Here is a 14,333-nt window from a genome sequence, read left to right on the forward strand (position 1 = left end):
GCCCCTGGAAAGGGCCGGTCCCTGTCAGGGTGCCGCGTGGGTGCCCACCAGTACCGATTGTGGGGCGTCGTCCTTGGCCGGGGGCGTGATGAGATCCTCGATGATGAACGTGCGGTAGTAGAAAGCCGCTACCGCGCCTTCCGGTGCGATGGCGCCCACCAGCCGCTCGGTGTTGTCCTTGTCGGCCATGTGCACCAGCATGCCGTGGTGTCCCGTGCCGGCCAGGTCGGCGATGCGGCGCACCATGTCGCCCTCGGCGCCCACCGACGGCAGGGGTGCGTCGGCCGTGCCCAGGGTGTGCACGATCTCCTGCAGGATGACCTCGGGGCTGGCGTAGGCGATCTCGCCCGCGTGGCCAGCGCCCTGCAGGGCCGTGGCGGCCTGGCGCACGCAGTCTTCGTCGGGGAAGAGGGCGAATACATGGCCCGTGGGGTAGAAAACGCCGCCCATGTTGGTCATGGTGGAATCAAGAACGAGGGGTTTCATGGGCATCTCCCGAGGTGTTTCAGACCTTTTCGATTGAAACCCCTCCCCCCGGTGCGTGGTGTAGGCCAGCGGGCACTCTGCGCGTCAGCACCCTTTGGGACGCAGCAGGAAATATGGGGGAAAATAGCCTCTGGCGCAGATCCATCCAGCGCAAGCAGCTATCAAAATTGACGGTTCTTTGCAGCCCTGCCTAGCGCAGCCATCCGCCCAGCCAGGCCCCGAGCGCCGCGCAGTGGAGCACCACGGTGGCCCAGTAGACCGCGCGAAACTCCAGCTTGCGGGACTTGTGCCGCAGCCACTGCTGGGCGAACCATGCGCCCGGCCAGCCGCCCGCCAGGCCCAGCAGATGCAGGTGGCTCTCTCTGGTGCGCCACTGGCCGTTTTGCGCGGCGCTCTTGTCGATGGCGTAGACCAGGAAGGTCAGGAGGTTGACGGCCATGGCAGCGCCCAGCACCCACCAGGGGAGCCGGCCGGCCCAGAAGCCCCAGGCCAGCAGGGCCGCCCAGCCCAGCATCAGCACCAAGGCCGGGCCCGCCGGGGTGGGCGGGCCGCTGGCATCCGCGGTGCGCCGATGGCGTCGAACCTGGGGCCGGGCGGCCCGCTGCGCCGGTGTGCGCCGTGCCGGGCGCGCAGCGGCTGTCGGCGGCGCCGTGACCGATGGGCGGGGCTCGGCGGTGGCACCCGGGTGCGCGGCAGGCTGCACGGCCATTGCCCTGGGCCCCTTGCCGCCCACATGGATTTCTTCATACACCACGGCCAGGCCCTCGCGGGGCGTGGCGCTGCCTTGGTAGTCCCGCACATGAAAGAACACATCGGCCGAGGTGTCCGGGCTGCGGATGAAACCGAAGGCGCGTGTGGCATCCCAGCGGATGACGGTGCCTTGCTTGTGCATCGGTGAAAACGGGTTCTCAGGCGAGGGTGTGCAGGGGAATGTCCTGGGCGGTGGCGAGCGCGTCCAGCTGCGCGCGGGTCTGGCCGTGCAGGAAGTTCCCCACGGCCTGGTGCGTGGCGGGCGCGCGCAGCTGGCCCGGGTCGCCGGAGGCTGGCAGCCCCGCAGCGGCGCACAGGCGCGCGGCGAAGTGGGGTTCCAGCGCGGCCACGGCCACGCGGCCGTCGGCGCAGGGGTAGATGCGGTAGCCCGCGTGGTTGCCGCCCACGTCGCCCTCGGGCGTGGTCAGGCCCCAGTCGCGCGGCTGGGCCAGCCAGGCGGCGGCATCGGCCAGCGCCACTTCGATGCACACGCCGCTGCCGGTGTGGGCGCGCTCCAGCAGGGCCTGCAGCACGGCCTCGCTGGCCATCAGGGCGCCGCCCATGTCGGCGTACAGCGTGGGCGGCATCTCGGTGCCGGTCACCAGCCCGGCGTCGGCCAGGTAGGTGAGGTCGTGGCCGGGCTCCTCGGCCCGCTCGGCCGCCGCGCCCACGATGCGCACCAGCGACAGGCGCGGGTATTTCGACTGCAGCGCCTCCCAGCCCAGGCCCAGCTTGGCCAAGGCCGAGGGGCGGAAGGAGGTGATCAGCACATCGGTACGGGCCAGTTCCGCATGCAGCGTCGCCTGGCCTTCGGCGGTCTTGAGGTGGGCATGCACCACGCGCACGCCGCCGTGCAGCGTGGCATAGGCCGCCGGGCTGTAGATGCCCATGGGGTCCGCACTGGGATGGCCGGGGGCGGGAGGGGGTTCGAGCTTGGTGCATTCGGCCCCCATGCGCGCGCAGCGCATCAGGGCGGCGGGGCCGGGCAGGTTGAGCGCGAGGCTCAGGACGCGGACGTTGCGCAGGGGCTGGGGCAGGGCGGTGGTCATGGGTTGGGGGTTGTCTCGGTGTCGTGGTCTTGAACGGAAGGCGCGGCGGCGGAACTTCAGGGCGCGCGCGGGCTCACTCCCTGCGTTATACATAATTTGTTACGCTCCCTGACCCATGCAACGCAGAACCTCTTTGGCTGCCCTCACGGGCCTGGCCGCCTTTCCGGGAGCATTCATGACCACGTCCCTGAGCAGCGCCGCCACCGCGCCGGCGCTGCAGGTGCTCAAGCCCTCGCCCCGCATGCCGGTGCTGTTCGTGGGCCACGGCAGCCCCATGAACGCCATCGAGGACAACGCCTGGCGCCGCAGCTGGCAGGCCATGGGCACGGAGTTGACGGCGCGCGCCGTGCAGCCGCAGCTCATCCTGTGTGTGTCGGCCCATTGGCTCACGCGCGGCGGCTGGCAGCTGACTGGCATGGCCCATCCCAAGACCATCCACGACTTCGGCGGTTTTCCCCAGGCGCTGTTCGACCAGCAATACCCCGCGCCCGGTGCGCCGCAGGTGGCGCGCAGCCTGGCGGCCGAACTGAAGTCGCCCGCGACGGGCGGCGCATTGGGCGTGGATGAAGGTGAATGGGGCCTGGACCACGGCACCTGGTCGGTGCTCAAGCCCATGTTTCCCAAGGCGCAGATCCCCGTGCTGCAGCTGAGCATGGACTACAGCCGCGCCCCGGCCGAGCACTACGCGCTGGGCCAGCAATTGAAGGCGCTGCGCGAGCGGGGCGTGTTGATCGTGGGCAGCGGCAATGTGGTGCACAACCTGCGTCTCACGCGCCGTGGCACGGCCGCCAACGAGGCGTACGACTGGGCCACCGAGTTCGACACCGTGGTGCAGGAGCAGATCAAGAAGGGCCAGCTGGGCGCCCTGCAGGACTTCCAGAAACTGGGTGCCGTGGCCAAACAGGCGCACCCCACACACGAGCACTATCTGCCGCTGCTGTATGCGGCGGGGGCCGTGTTGCCCAGCGAGATGCCCCGTTTCTTCAACACGGGCTACCAGTCGGCGTCGATCTCGATGCGGTCGGTGCTGTGGGGGTGATGGGCGCCCCGCCTGTGGTGGTTTGCTTCTATTTTTATAGCTGGTAGCGCTTATGGATCAAGCGCCAGAGGCCAAAATGACTTGAAAACCCTGTGCGGCGCCGATCAGCTCGGCAGGTCATCCGCCCGGACTGTCAGCCACGGCCAGCGTTCGCGGTAGCTTTCGGCCTTGGCCTGGAACAGCGGCAAGTGCGGGCACGCCGGGTTGGGGCGCATCAGTCCGGCATACAGCTCTTCAAGCCCATAGGGCGCGTACAGCGTGGGCTCCTCCATGCCAGGGCCGGATGCAGGCTGCAAGCCCACGCAGGTGCAGGGCACCAGAAAGCGCTCGATCCCGTTGCATGCCGATTGCAGCGGCGCATACGGGTAGCCGAACCAGCGTTCGTACCAGAGGTGCACCCGGGCCTGGTTCTTGGCTTCCACGGTGATCGGCAGGTCGGAAAAGAGGGCGGTGACGCGGGCTTGCACGGCCTGTTCGGCGGCTTCGGACAGGTCCGACGCATCGAAATAGAACAGGTCGTAGTCCTTGATGCGCGCCGTGGGCTCCAGGCCGGAGCGCAGGTTCCACACCGTCTGGAACAGGCAGCCCGCCACCAGCCAGGCATCCGGCAGGCCCAGAAGCGGCAAACGCTCCAGAAGGACCGCGTTGTACGGGTTCTGGAGCGCTTCGCTCACAAAGCGGCTCTGAAGATCAGCGCCAGGGTTCATCAAGGGGGTATTCACCGAATTGCGTATCGCCACTGTCCTTTGAACAAGCGCAGCCAATGCGAGGTAGCCGCGCAAGGGCCGCCCAAGCTGCATAGCGGCGCTCCTCTTGCGTGCGCTGGCTGCGTCCCCTTCCCGAATTGCGCAGCAATTCGAGAGGAAGGGGGAAGGCGCGTCAGCGCCTCAGGGGGTTACATCACTTTGGCGATCGCCTGGCAGACGTAGTCGATGTTCTTGCTGTTTATGGCTGCGACGCACATGCGGCCGGTGTCGGTGCCGTACACGCCGAACTCATTGCGCAGGCGCACCATCTGGTCCTTGGTCAGGCCCGAGTAGCTGAACATGCCGATCTGGGTGGTGATGAAGCTCATGTCCTGCTTCACACCGGCGGCCTTGAGGCCATCGACCAGCTTCTGGCGCATGGCCTTGATGCGCACGCGCATTTCGGCCAGTTCCTTTTCCCACATCGCGCGCAGCTCGGGGTTGTTCAGCACCGCGGCCACCACCGCGCCACCGTGGATGGGTGGGTTGGAGTAGTTGGTGCGGATGACGATCTTGAGCTGGCTCAGCACGCGGGAGGCTTCTTCCTTGTCGGTGCACAGCACGGACAGGCCACCCACGCGCTCGCCGTACAGGCTGAAGCTCTTGGAGAACGAGGTGGAAACGAAGAAGGTCAGGCCGGCGGCCACGAACTTGCCGATCACGGCGCCGTCTTCGGCGATGCCGTGGCCAAAGCCCTGGTAGGCCATGTCGAGGAAAGGCGTCAGGCCCCTGGCCTTGACGGCGGCGATCACCTGGTCCCACTGGGCGGCCGTGATGTCGTAGCCGGTGGGGTTGTGGCAGCAGGCGTGCAGCACGACGATGGTGCCGGGTGCGGCTGCGTTCAGGCTGGCCAGGAAACCTTCGAAGTTCACGCCGCGCTTGGCAGCGTCGTAGTAGGCGTAGGTATCGACCTCGAAGCCGGCGTTGGTGAACAGGGCGCGGTGGTTTTCCCAGCTGGGGTCCGAGATCAGCACCTTGGCGTTGGGGCTGACCTTCTTCAGGAAGTCGGCGCCGATCTTGAGGCCGCCGGTGCCGCCGATGGCCTGCACGGTGGCCACGCGGCCGGAGGTCACGGGTTCGCTGTCGGCACCGAACACCAGGCTCTTGACGGCGTTGTCATAGGCCACGATGCCGTCGATGGGCAGGTAGCCACGGGCCGTGGGGGTGGACATCATGGTCTTTTCCGCGGCCTGCACGCACTGCAGCAGGGGCAGCTTGCCGTTGTCGTCGAAGTACACGCCCACGCCCAGGTTGACCTTGTTGGGGTTGGTGTCGGCGTTGAATTGCTCGTTGAGGCCCAGGATGGGGTCGCGGGGGGCCATTTCGACGGCGGTGAAAAGAGACATGAAAATCCTTGAAAGGTTGTCAGTAGCGAAGAATCCGGGCGTGGTGTACTGTGCCGGGTTCCGCCGATTTTAACGGCCTGCCCCTCCCACTCGTTGACTGCACCCATGCCGGATATCACACAGGTCATAACGGAAAAGCAAGACGGCGAATTCGTCCGTTTCCCCGATTCCCCCTTTGAATTGTTCCAGCCCTATCCGCCGGCGGGAGACCAGCCGGAGGCCATCAACAAGCTGGTGGAAGGACTGCGCGATGGCGAGGCCTTCCAGACCCTGCTCGGGGTGACGGGCTCGGGCAAGACCTTCACCATGGCCAACGTCATTGCCCGCATGGGGCGCCCGGCCATCGTGTTCGCGCCCAACAAGACCCTGGCCGCGCAGCTGTACAGCGAGTTCCGCGAGTTCTTCCCCAAGAACGCCGTGGAGTACTTCGTGAGCTACTACGACTACTATCAGCCCGAGGCCTATGTGCCCCAGCGCGACCTGTTCATCGAGAAGGACAGCGCCATCAACGAGCACATCGAGCAGATGCGCCTGTCGTGCACCAAGAGCCTGATGGAGCGAACCGACGTGGTCATCGTGGCCACGGTGTCGGCCATCTATGGCATCGGCGAACCCGAGAGCTACCACCGCATGGTGATGACTTTGCGCACCGGCGACAAGCTGGGCCAGCGCGACGTGATCGCCCAGCTGATCCGCATGCAGTACCAGCGCAACGAGGCGGACTTTTCACGCGGCAAGTTCCGCGTGCGGGGCGACACCATCGACGTGTTCCCGGCCGAGCATTCGGAGCTGGCCATCCGCATCGAGCTGTTCGATGACGAAGTGGAGAGCCTGCAGCTGTTCGATCCGCTCACGGGCCGCGTCAAGCAGAAGATCCCGCGCTTCACGGTCTACCCGAGCAGCCACTACGTGACGCCGCGCGACAAGGTGCTGGCCGCCGTGGAGACCATCAAGCTCGAACTGGCCGAGCGCCTCAAGCAGTTGCTGGCCGATGGCAAGCTGGTGGAGGCGCAGCGCCTGGAGCAGCGCACGCGCTTCGACCTGGAGATGCTCAGCGAAGTAGGGCACTGCAAGGGCATCGAGAACTACACGCGCCACCTGTCGGGCGCCGCGCCGGGCGATCCACCCAGCACGCTGACCGACTACATGCCCAAGGACGCGCTGATGTTCCTGGACGAGAGCCACCAGATGATCGGCCAGCTCAATGCCATGTACAGCGGCGACCGCTCGCGCAAGACCACGCTGGTCGAATACGGCTTTCGCCTGCCGTCGGCGCTGGACAACCGCCCGCTCAAGTTCGAGGAGTTCGAGCAGCGCATGCGGCAGGTGATCTTTGTCACCGCCACGCCGGCAGACTACGAGCGCACCCATTCCGGCCAGATCGTCGACCAGGTGGTGCGGCCCACCGGCCTGGTGGACCCCGAAGTGGAGGTGCGGCCCGCCACCCATCAGGTGGATGATGTGCTGCAGGAAATACGCATTCGTGTGGAAAAGCACGAACGTGTACTCATTACCACGCTGACCAAGCGCATGGCGGAGCAGCTCACCGACTACCTGACGGACAACGGTGTGAAGGTCCGCTACCTGCACAGCGACGTGGACACGGTCGAGCGCGTGGAGATCATCCGCGACCTGCGCTTGGGCGCGTTTGACGTGCTGGTGGGGATCAACCTGCTGCGCGAGGGGCTCGACATTCCCGAGGTGTCCCTCGTGGCCATCCTGGATGCCGACAAGGAGGGCTTCCTGCGGGCCGAGCGCAGCCTCATCCAGACCATTGGCCGCGCGGCGCGGAATCTGAACGGGCGGGCCATCCTGTATGCCGACCGCATCACCGATTCCATGAAAAAAGCCATGGGCGAGACGGAACGCCGCCGCATCAAACAGATCGCACACAACGAGGCCCACGGAATCACTCCGCGCAGCATTGTCAAGCGGGTAAGAGACCTGATTGACGGCGTCTACAGCGAGAAAGCCGGCAAGGACGCCGAGCGGCTGGAGCAGGAAGCCATGCAGCGCGCCAAGGTGGAGGACATGTCCGAAAAGGATGTGGCGCGCGAAATCAAGCGGCTCGAAAAGCTCATGCTCGAGCATGCGCGCAACCTGGAATTCGAGCAGGCTGCCCGGGTGCGCGACCAGCTCACGCGTCTCAAGGACCAGGCATTTGGCGCGCATGGCAGCGATTCGGTGGCCTTGTGAGGGCATGTCGAAGACCGGGCGAATACACCACAGGTCAAATGACGACCGGTTGGTTTTTTAACCCGACAAATTCGATAGGGATTTGTGTTATACTTGCACAAAATACTCAAGAAAAAAGCCCAGCGATGAAGGGCTCCGTGCCAGGCAACTGTGCGGAGTAAGGGGCGGAGACGGTGCCTTGCTGGCCATCAGCCAGCGAAGGCGGTTTCTACAACGAACAAGCCTTAGCACAAGGAGCTTGCGATGCGTCTCACAACCAAAGGCCGGTTTGCGGTCACCGCCATGATTGACCTGGCCCTGCGCCAGAACAATGGTCCCGTCACGCTGGCCGCGATCAGCCAGCGCCAGCAGATTTCGCTGTCGTACCTGGAGCAGCTTTTTGGCAAGCTGCGCCGCCACGAACTGGTCGAATCTACCCGTGGTCCTGGCGGCGGCTACACGTTGGCCCGCAAGGCAGGCGATATCACGGTGGCGGACATCATCGTTTCGGTGGACGAACCCATTGATGCCACGCAATGCGGCGGCAAGGAAAATTGCCTGGGCGAAGCGGGCCGCTGCATGACGCACGAGCTGTGGGCATCGCTCAACCAGCGCATGGTGGAGTTCCTCGATTCCGTCACGCTGCAAAAGCTGGTGGATGAACAGCTGGCCAAGGGCGTGCAGATCGAAGACAAGCCGGTGGTGCGCCGGGCGATTTCGACGACCCCGGTGGTCAAGCCCATCCGCGTCAACGCGCCCAATTCGGTGTTCGCACTGGGCAACGTCTTCGCGAAATCCTGATACCCGGGGCTCCGCTGCCGGCCCTGGGGTCGGCAGCGCCCTGAACGAGTTTTCAAGCATCGTTTCGTTTCTTATTTTTAGCTTGCCAGCCAGCAACTATCACTGAGCCAGCCATGGACATGACCCCGCACTTCCCCATCTATCTCGACTACGGCGCCACGACCCCGGTGGACCCCCGCGTGGTGGACGCCATGATTCCCTGGTTGCGCGAGCACTTCGGCAACCCGGCATCGCGCAGCCACGCCTGGGGCTGGGAGGCGGAGGAAGCTGTCGAGAAGGCGCGCGTGCAGGTGGCGGATCTGATTGGTGCGGATCCGCGTGAAATCGTCTGGACCAGCGGCGCCACGGAGTCCATCAACCTGGCCTTGAAGGGCGCCGCGCAGTTCTACAAGGGCAAGGGCAAGCACCTCATCACGCTCAAGACCGAGCACAAGGCCGTGCTGGACACCATGCGCGAGCTGGAGCGCCAGGGCTTCGAGGCCACCTACCTGGATGTTCAGGAAGACGGCCTGGTCAATATGGACGCCCTGAAGGCCGCCATACGCCCCGACACCGTGCTGATCAGCATCCTGTTCGTGAACAACGAGATCGGGGTGATCCAGGACATTCCCGCCATTGGCGCGCTGTGCCGGGAAAAGGGCATCCTGCTGCACGTGGATGCCGCGCAGGCCACGGGCCGCGTCGAGATCGACATGAACACCCTGCCCATCGACCTGATGAGCATGACCGCGCACAAGACCTACGGCCCCAAGGGCGTGGGCGCGCTGTATGTGCGCCGCAAGCCCCGCGTTCGGCTGGAAGCACAGATGCACGGCGGCGGCCACGAGCGCGGCATGCGCTCGGGCACCTTGCCCACGCACCAGATCGTGGGCATGGGCGAGGCATTCCGCATCGCCAAGGAAGAAATGGCCGAGTCCAACGCCAAGGCGCACGCGCTGCAGCAGCGCCTGCTCGATGGCCTGAAGGACATCGAGCAGGTGTTCATCAACGGCAGCATGGAGCGCCGCGTGCCGCAGAACCTGAACATGAGCTTCAACTTCGTGGAAGGTGAATCGCTCATCATGGGCATCAAGGGCCTGGCCGTGTCGTCGGGTTCGGCCTGCACGTCCGCCAGCCTGGAGCCCAGCTATGTGCTGCGCGCCCTGGGCCGCAGCGACGAACTGGCGCACAGCAGCCTGCGCATGACCATTGGCCGCTTCACGACCGAGGAAGAGATCGATTACGCGATCTCCACCATCCGCGAGAACGTGGCCCGCCTGCGTGAGCTGAGCCCGCTGTGGGAGATGTACAAGGACGGCATCGACATCAGCACCATCCAGTGGGCTGCGCACTGAATCCCGGAATTTCGAAGAATTGAAGAGGTACACATCATGGCTTACTCAGACAAAGTGGTTGACCATTACGAAAACCCCCGCAACGTGGGTTCGTTCGACAAGGGCGACGATTCGGTGGGCACCGGCATGGTGGGTGCGCCTGCCTGCGGCGACGTGATGAAGCTGCAGATCAAGGTGAACCCCGAAACCGGCGTGATCGAAGATGCGCGTTTCAAGACCTACGGTTGCGGCTCCGCCATTGCCTCCTCGTCGCTGGTGACCGAATGGGTCAAGGGCAAGACGCTGGATGAAGCAGCGGCGCTGAAAAACAGCGAGATCGCCGAGGAGCTGGCCCTGCCGCCCGTCAAGATCCACTGCTCCATCCTGGCGGAAGACGCCATCAAGGCCGCCGTGCTCGACTACAAGACCAAGCACGCAGCAGCCGCCACCGCTGCTTGAGTGAGAGATATGGCCATTACGCTGACAGAAGCCGCTGCCCGGCACGTCAACCGCTATCTTGCCCGGCGCGGCAAGGGGCTGGGGGTGCGCCTGGGTGTCAAGACGACCGGCTGTTCGGGGCTTGCCTACAAGCTGGAGTATGTGGACGATTCCGAGCCCGAAGACATCGTGTTTGAAAACCACGGCGTCAAGGTGCTGATCGATCCCAAGAGCCTGGCCTATATCGACGGTACCGAACTCGACTTCGTGCGCGAAGGCCTCAATGAAGGCTTCAAGTTCAACAACCCCAACGAGCGGGACCGCTGCGGTTGCGGAGAGAGCTTCCGCGTTTGAGCGCCTGCCGACGCTTTTTTCGTGAAACCGCCAACGCGCTCTCCGTGCTGGCGGTTTTTTGTTGACCCGCACCTCGCGACCTGTGCATGAACCTGCAATCCGACGACTTTGAACTGTTTGGCCTCGAGCGCCGTTTCGCGCAGGACCGTGGCGCCATCGATGCGCGCTGGAAAGAGCTGCAGCGCGAAGCACATCCCGACAAGTTCGCGGCGCAGGGCGCGGCCGCGCAGCGCGTGGCCATGCAATGGTCGGTGCGCATCAACGAGGCCTACCAGCGCCTGAAGGCTCCCCAGCGCCGCGCCGCCTACCTGTGCGAGCTGCACGGGGCCCCGATCCGCGCCGAGGACAACACGGCCATGCCGGCGGCGTTCCTCATGCAGCAGATGGAGTGGCGCGAGGCGCTGGAAGATGCCCGCGCCGAGAGCGAACTCGATGCGCTCGAGGATGGCGTTGCCCAGGCCCGCCGTGCCGCGCTGGCGCAGTGCGAGCAACTCATCGACCAGCAGCGGGACTACGCGGGTGCCGCCCGGCAGGTCAGAGCCCTCATGTTCATTGCGCGATTTGCGGACGACATTGAACGCCGCCGAGAGCAACTGGGACAATAGAGCGGTTTTGCTTTCCCCCTGGGGCCCCGTTCGTATGACGGCGGACTCCACCACGTTGAGACCCGAAATTTCATGGCGCTTCTGCAGATTTCCGAACCCGGCCAATCCCCCGATCCGCACCAGCGGCGCATTGCCGTCGGCATTGACCTGGGCACCACCCACTCCCTGGTCGCCGCCGTGCGCAATGGCGTGTCCGAATGCCTGCCCGATGCGCAGGGCAGGGTGCTGTTGCCCTCGGTCGTGCGGTACCTGGAAAAGGGTGGACGCCAGATCGGATACGACGCCGTGGCCGCGCAGGCCCAGGATGCGCGCAACACCATCGCCTCGGCCAAGCGCTTCATGGGGCGGGGCCTGAAAGACGTGGCGGAGGCGGGCAAGCTGCCCTACGACTTTGTTCCCGCCAGCGAGGCGGGGGTGCAGGGCATGGTCAGCCTCGCGACGGTGGACGGCAACAAGTCGCCCGTCGAGGTCAGTGCCGAAATCCTGGCGACGCTGCGCTACCGGGCCGAGGACACCTTCAATGACGACCTCTACGGTGCCGTCATCACCGTGCCCGCCTACTTCGACGACGCCCAGCGGCAGGCCACCAAGGACGCGGCCAAGCTGGCGGGCATCCACCTGCTGCGCCTCATCAACGAGCCGACGGCCGCAGCCATTGCCTACGGCCTGGACAATGCGAGTGAGGGGGTCTACGCGGTGTACGACCTGGGCGGCGGCACCTTCGACATCTCCATCCTGCGCCTGACGCAGGGCGTGTTCGAGGTCATCGCCACGGGCGGCGATTCCGCGCTGGGCGGCGACGACTACGATGCGGCCCTGGCGGACTGGGTGCTGCAGCAACTGGGCCTTCAGGCCGTCACCCCGGCGGACAAGTCGGCGGTGCGCATGGCGGCACGCGCCTGCAAGGAAGCCTTGACTGCTATAGATTCAGTAGCTTTCAGCGCACATCTATCAAACGGTGGCGTGCATTTCGATGTCAAGAAATCGGACTTCGAGGCCATCACGGCCGAACTGACCGCGCGCTCCATGGCGGCGGTGCGCCGCGCGCTGCGGGACGCCCATCTGGGGCGTGACGAGGTGAAGGGCGTGGTGATGGTGGGCGGCTCCACCCGCATGCCGCAGGTGCGGCAGGCGGTGGCCGCCTTCTTTGGCAAGGAACCGCTGACCAACCTCAACCCCGACGAAGTCGTTGCGCTGGGTGCCGCCATCCAGGCCAACCAGCTGGCGGGCAACAACACGGCGGGCGACCTGCTGCTGCTGGACGTGATCCCGCTGTCGCTGGGCATCGAAACCATGGGAGGCCTCGTGGAGCGCATCGTCGCGCGCAACGAGACCATTCCCACCGCCAAGGCGCAGGACTTCACCACCTACAAGGATGGCCAGACAGCGCTGGCGGTGCATGTGGTGCAGGGCGAGCGCGACCTGGTGCAGGACTGCCGCAGCCTCGCGCGCTTCGAGCTGCGCGGCATTCCGCCCATGGCCGCGGGCGCGGCGCGCATCCGCGTGACCTTCACCGTCGATGCCGACGGCCTGCTGAGCGTGAGCGCCAGGGAGCAGGGCAGTGGCGTGGAGGCACGCATCGACGTGAAGCCCTCCTATGGCCTGTCGGACGACCAGATTGCGCGCATGCTGCAGGACGGCTTTGCCACGGCTGCCCAGGACATGAAGGCCCGCGCGGTGGTCGAGGCCCGCGTGGACGCGGACCGCATGCTGATCGCCACCCAGAGTGCCCTCGATGCCGATGGCGATGTCCTCTCCACCCGGGAGCGCGCCGAGATCGATGCGCTGATGGTGGCATTGCGCCACCAGCGGGATGCGCAGGATGCCGCCGTCATCGAAGCCGCCACCGATGCACTGGCCAAGGGCACGGAAGCCTTCGCCGCGCAGCGCATGAACCGTGGCATCCAGCAGGCGCTGGCTGGCAAGAACGTGCAGACCTTGTAAGCCCCGGACAAGAAGCAATAAGAGCCCACACCCCATGCCCGTCATCAAGATCCTTCCCCATCCCGAATACTGTCCCCAGGGGGCCGAAATCACCGCGCCCGCCGGCACGTCGATCTGCGAAGCCCTGCTCGACAACCACATCAACATCGAGCACGCCTGCGACATGAGCTGTGCCTGCACCACCTGCCACGTCATCGTGCGCCAGGGGCTGAACTCGCTCAACGAGGCCGAGGAAGAGGAAGAAGACCTGCTCGACCGCGCCTGGGGCCTGGAGCCACAATCGCGCCTGTCGTGCCAGGCCATCCTGGCGCAAACCGATCTGACCGTGGAAATTCCCAAGTACACGATCAACCATGCCAAGGAGAACCACTAGATGAGCGCAGCGCCGGGCCGCCCCAGGCAAGCTGGCGCCCCCTTGGGGGGCACCGAGGACACGAAGTGCCGAGCGTGGGGGCACGTATGACCCGCCAGATCGTTCTCGACACCGAAACCACCGGCCTTTCGGCCGACAGCGGGGACCGCATCATTGAACTGGGCTGCGTGGAGCTGCTCAACCGCAAGCTCACCGGCAACAACCTGCACCTGTACTTCAATCCGGGCCGCGACAGCCATGAAGATGCGCTGAAGGTGCACGGCATCAGCAACGAGTTCCTGAAGGACAAGCCCAGGTTCGCCGAGGTGGCGGACGAGATCCTGCAGTACCTTCAGGGGGCCGAGATCATCATCCACAACGCGGCGTTCGACGTGGGCTTCCTGAACAAGGAGCTGGAACTGACGGGACGTCCGGGCTTTCGCACGTACGTGGAGAGCGTGACCGACACGCTCGCCATGGCCAAGGAGATGTACCCGGGCAAGCGCAATTCGCTCGATGCCCTGTGCGACCGGCTGGGCGTGGACAACTCCGGCCGCACCCTGCACGGGGCGCTGCTGGATGCCGAGCTGCTGGCCGATGTCTACATCAACCTGACCCGTGGCCAGGATGCCCTGCTCATCGCCGATGATGCGCAGGAAGGCAGCGACGGCCTGAAGGTGGCCGCCATCGACCTGCGGCTGCTGAGCCTGCCCGTGCTGCGCGCCAGCGAGCAGGAGCAGGCGGCCCATGCCGAAGTGCTGGCGCAGATCGACAAGGCCAGCGGAGGCAAAACAATTTGGAGAACTGTCCAGGCAGCTTGAAAAGCTGTGCCATAATAGAAGGCTGTCACAGCGACACGGGTGATTAGCTCAGCGGTAGAGCACTGCCTTCACACGGCAGGGGTCACATGTTCGATCCATGTATCACCCACCACG

The 14,333-nt window shown here is 65.4% G+C and carries 15 protein-coding genes and 1 tRNA gene; 11 read left to right on the plus strand and 5 right to left on the minus strand.

The window, feature by feature from the left end; translation table 11 throughout:
• Positions 1-24 precede the first annotated feature (24 nt).
• From AC07OD_RS23110 to AC07OD_RS23120, 3 genes are all read right to left on the minus strand, one after another.
• The gene (locus tag AC07OD_RS23110; protein ID WP_218295125.1) at positions 25-486 is read right to left on the minus strand and encodes a hypothetical protein; all 462 of its coding nucleotides are present in this window, start codon (positions 484-486) and stop codon (positions 25-27) included.
• 190 nt (positions 487-676) lie between these two features.
• Positions 677-1,378: a DUF1294 domain-containing protein gene (locus tag AC07OD_RS23115; protein ID WP_494598137.1), complete on the minus strand. Its 702-nt coding sequence runs from the start codon at positions 1,376-1,378 to the stop codon at positions 677-679.
• 16 nt (positions 1,379-1,394) lie between these two features.
• Entirely contained in the window at positions 1,395-2,285 is an 891-nt protein-coding gene (locus tag AC07OD_RS23120) for a CoA transferase (RefSeq protein WP_369642394.1), read from the minus strand.
• 175 nt (positions 2,286-2,460) lie between these two features.
• On the opposite strand from AC07OD_RS23120, the gene ygiD reads away from it, so the two are divergent.
• Positions 2,461-3,324 carry a 4,5-DOPA-extradiol-dioxygenase gene (ygiD, locus tag AC07OD_RS23125; RefSeq protein ID WP_494598204.1) on the plus strand — a complete coding sequence of 288 codons (864 nt, stop codon included), beginning with the start codon at positions 2,461-2,463 and terminating at the stop codon, positions 3,322-3,324.
• A gap of 104 nt (positions 3,325-3,428) precedes the next feature.
• Here ygiD and AC07OD_RS23130 read toward each other — a convergent pair whose 3' ends face one another.
• A complete protein-coding gene (locus AC07OD_RS23130) occupies positions 3,429-4,031 on the minus strand; it encodes a nucleotidyltransferase family protein (RefSeq protein WP_492805291.1) in 603 nt (200 codons plus the stop codon).
• Between the two features lie 188 nt (positions 4,032-4,219).
• On the minus strand, positions 4,220-5,416 hold the full coding sequence (locus AC07OD_RS23135; protein WP_494598138.1) for an amino acid aminotransferase: 1,197 nt from the start codon (positions 5,414-5,416) through the stop codon (positions 4,220-4,222).
• Between the two features lie 105 nt (positions 5,417-5,521).
• Between AC07OD_RS23135 and uvrB the strand changes: the two genes are divergently transcribed.
• The 10 genes from uvrB to AC07OD_RS23185 all read left to right on the plus strand — a co-directional run bounded on the left by uvrB (position 5,522) and on the right by AC07OD_RS23185 (position 14,331).
• Entirely contained in the window at positions 5,522-7,612 is a 2,091-nt protein-coding gene (uvrB, locus tag AC07OD_RS23140) for an excinuclease ABC subunit UvrB (protein WP_492805288.1), read from the plus strand.
• 243 nt (positions 7,613-7,855) lie between these two features.
• Entirely contained in the window at positions 7,856-8,392 is a 537-nt protein-coding gene (gene iscR / locus AC07OD_RS23145; RefSeq protein WP_015013980.1) for a Fe-S cluster assembly transcriptional regulator IscR, read from the plus strand.
• A gap of 113 nt (positions 8,393-8,505) precedes the next feature.
• Positions 8,506-9,726, plus strand: coding sequence for an IscS subfamily cysteine desulfurase (locus AC07OD_RS23150; RefSeq protein WP_218295120.1), 1,221 nt, complete (start codon positions 8,506-8,508; stop codon positions 9,724-9,726).
• Between the two features lie 36 nt (positions 9,727-9,762).
• Positions 9,763-10,164: a Fe-S cluster assembly scaffold IscU gene (gene iscU, locus AC07OD_RS23155; RefSeq protein ID WP_218295119.1), complete on the plus strand. Its 402-nt coding sequence runs from the start codon at positions 9,763-9,765 to the stop codon at positions 10,162-10,164.
• A 9-nt stretch (positions 10,165-10,173) separates the two neighbouring features.
• Entirely contained in the window at positions 10,174-10,497 is a 324-nt protein-coding gene (iscA, locus tag AC07OD_RS23160) for an iron-sulfur cluster assembly protein IscA (protein WP_063459049.1), read from the plus strand.
• Between the two features lie 86 nt (positions 10,498-10,583).
• The gene (gene hscB, locus AC07OD_RS23165; protein ID WP_494598139.1) at positions 10,584-11,102 is read left to right on the plus strand and encodes a Fe-S protein assembly co-chaperone HscB; all 519 of its coding nucleotides are present in this window, start codon (positions 10,584-10,586) and stop codon (positions 11,100-11,102) included.
• Between the two features lie 72 nt (positions 11,103-11,174).
• Positions 11,175-13,046: a Fe-S protein assembly chaperone HscA gene (gene hscA, locus AC07OD_RS23170; protein WP_494598140.1), complete on the plus strand. Its 1,872-nt coding sequence runs from the start codon at positions 11,175-11,177 to the stop codon at positions 13,044-13,046.
• 34 nt (positions 13,047-13,080) lie between these two features.
• Positions 13,081-13,419: an ISC system 2Fe-2S type ferredoxin gene (fdx, locus tag AC07OD_RS23175; protein ID WP_218295116.1), complete on the plus strand. Its 339-nt coding sequence runs from the start codon at positions 13,081-13,083 to the stop codon at positions 13,417-13,419.
• A gap of 86 nt (positions 13,420-13,505) precedes the next feature.
• Positions 13,506-14,219: a DNA polymerase III subunit epsilon gene (dnaQ, locus tag AC07OD_RS23180; RefSeq protein WP_494598141.1), complete on the plus strand. Its 714-nt coding sequence runs from the start codon at positions 13,506-13,508 to the stop codon at positions 14,217-14,219.
• Between the two features lie 37 nt (positions 14,220-14,256).
• Positions 14,257-14,331: transfer RNA gene (locus AC07OD_RS23185), tRNA-Val, on the plus strand.
• Positions 14,332-14,333 lie beyond the last annotated feature (2 nt).

The sequence above is a fragment of the Acidovorax sp. GW821-FHT10E03 genome, assembly GCF_059415205.1.

Bases quoted from the DNA above. Each gene is read 5' to 3' on its own strand.
- dnaQ (WP_494598141.1), top strand. From the start codon at position 13,506: ATGACCCGCCAGATCGTTCTCGACACCGAAACCACCGGCCTTTCGGCC.
- iscA (WP_063459049.1), top strand. From the start codon at position 10,174: ATGGCCATTACGCTGACAGAAGCCGCTGCCCGGCACGTCAACCGCTAT.
- AC07OD_RS23135 (WP_494598138.1), bottom strand. From the start codon at position 5,416: ATGTCTCTTTTCACCGCCGTCGAAATGGCCCCCCGCGACCCCATCCTG.
- AC07OD_RS23110 (WP_218295125.1), bottom strand. From the start codon at position 486: ATGAAACCCCTCGTTCTTGATTCCACCATGACCAACATGGGCGGCGTT.
- AC07OD_RS23115 (WP_494598137.1), bottom strand. From the start codon at position 1,378: ATGCACAAGCAAGGCACCGTCATCCGCTGGGATGCCACACGCGCCTTC.
- iscR (WP_015013980.1), top strand. From the start codon at position 7,856: ATGCGTCTCACAACCAAAGGCCGGTTTGCGGTCACCGCCATGATTGAC.
- AC07OD_RS23130 (WP_492805291.1), bottom strand. From the start codon at position 4,031: ATGAACCCTGGCGCTGATCTTCAGAGCCGCTTTGTGAGCGAAGCGCTC.
- ygiD (WP_494598204.1), top strand. From the start codon at position 2,461: ATGACCACGTCCCTGAGCAGCGCCGCCACCGCGCCGGCGCTGCAGGTG.
- hscA (WP_494598140.1), top strand. From the start codon at position 11,175: ATGGCGCTTCTGCAGATTTCCGAACCCGGCCAATCCCCCGATCCGCAC.
- AC07OD_RS23120 (WP_369642394.1), bottom strand. From the start codon at position 2,285: ATGACCACCGCCCTGCCCCAGCCCCTGCGCAACGTCCGCGTCCTGAGC.
- uvrB (WP_492805288.1), top strand. From the start codon at position 5,522: ATGCCGGATATCACACAGGTCATAACGGAAAAGCAAGACGGCGAATTC.
- AC07OD_RS23150 (WP_218295120.1), top strand. From the start codon at position 8,506: ATGGACATGACCCCGCACTTCCCCATCTATCTCGACTACGGCGCCACG.
- iscU (WP_218295119.1), top strand. From the start codon at position 9,763: ATGGCTTACTCAGACAAAGTGGTTGACCATTACGAAAACCCCCGCAAC.
- fdx (WP_218295116.1), top strand. From the start codon at position 13,081: ATGCCCGTCATCAAGATCCTTCCCCATCCCGAATACTGTCCCCAGGGG.
- hscB (WP_494598139.1), top strand. From the start codon at position 10,584: ATGAACCTGCAATCCGACGACTTTGAACTGTTTGGCCTCGAGCGCCGT.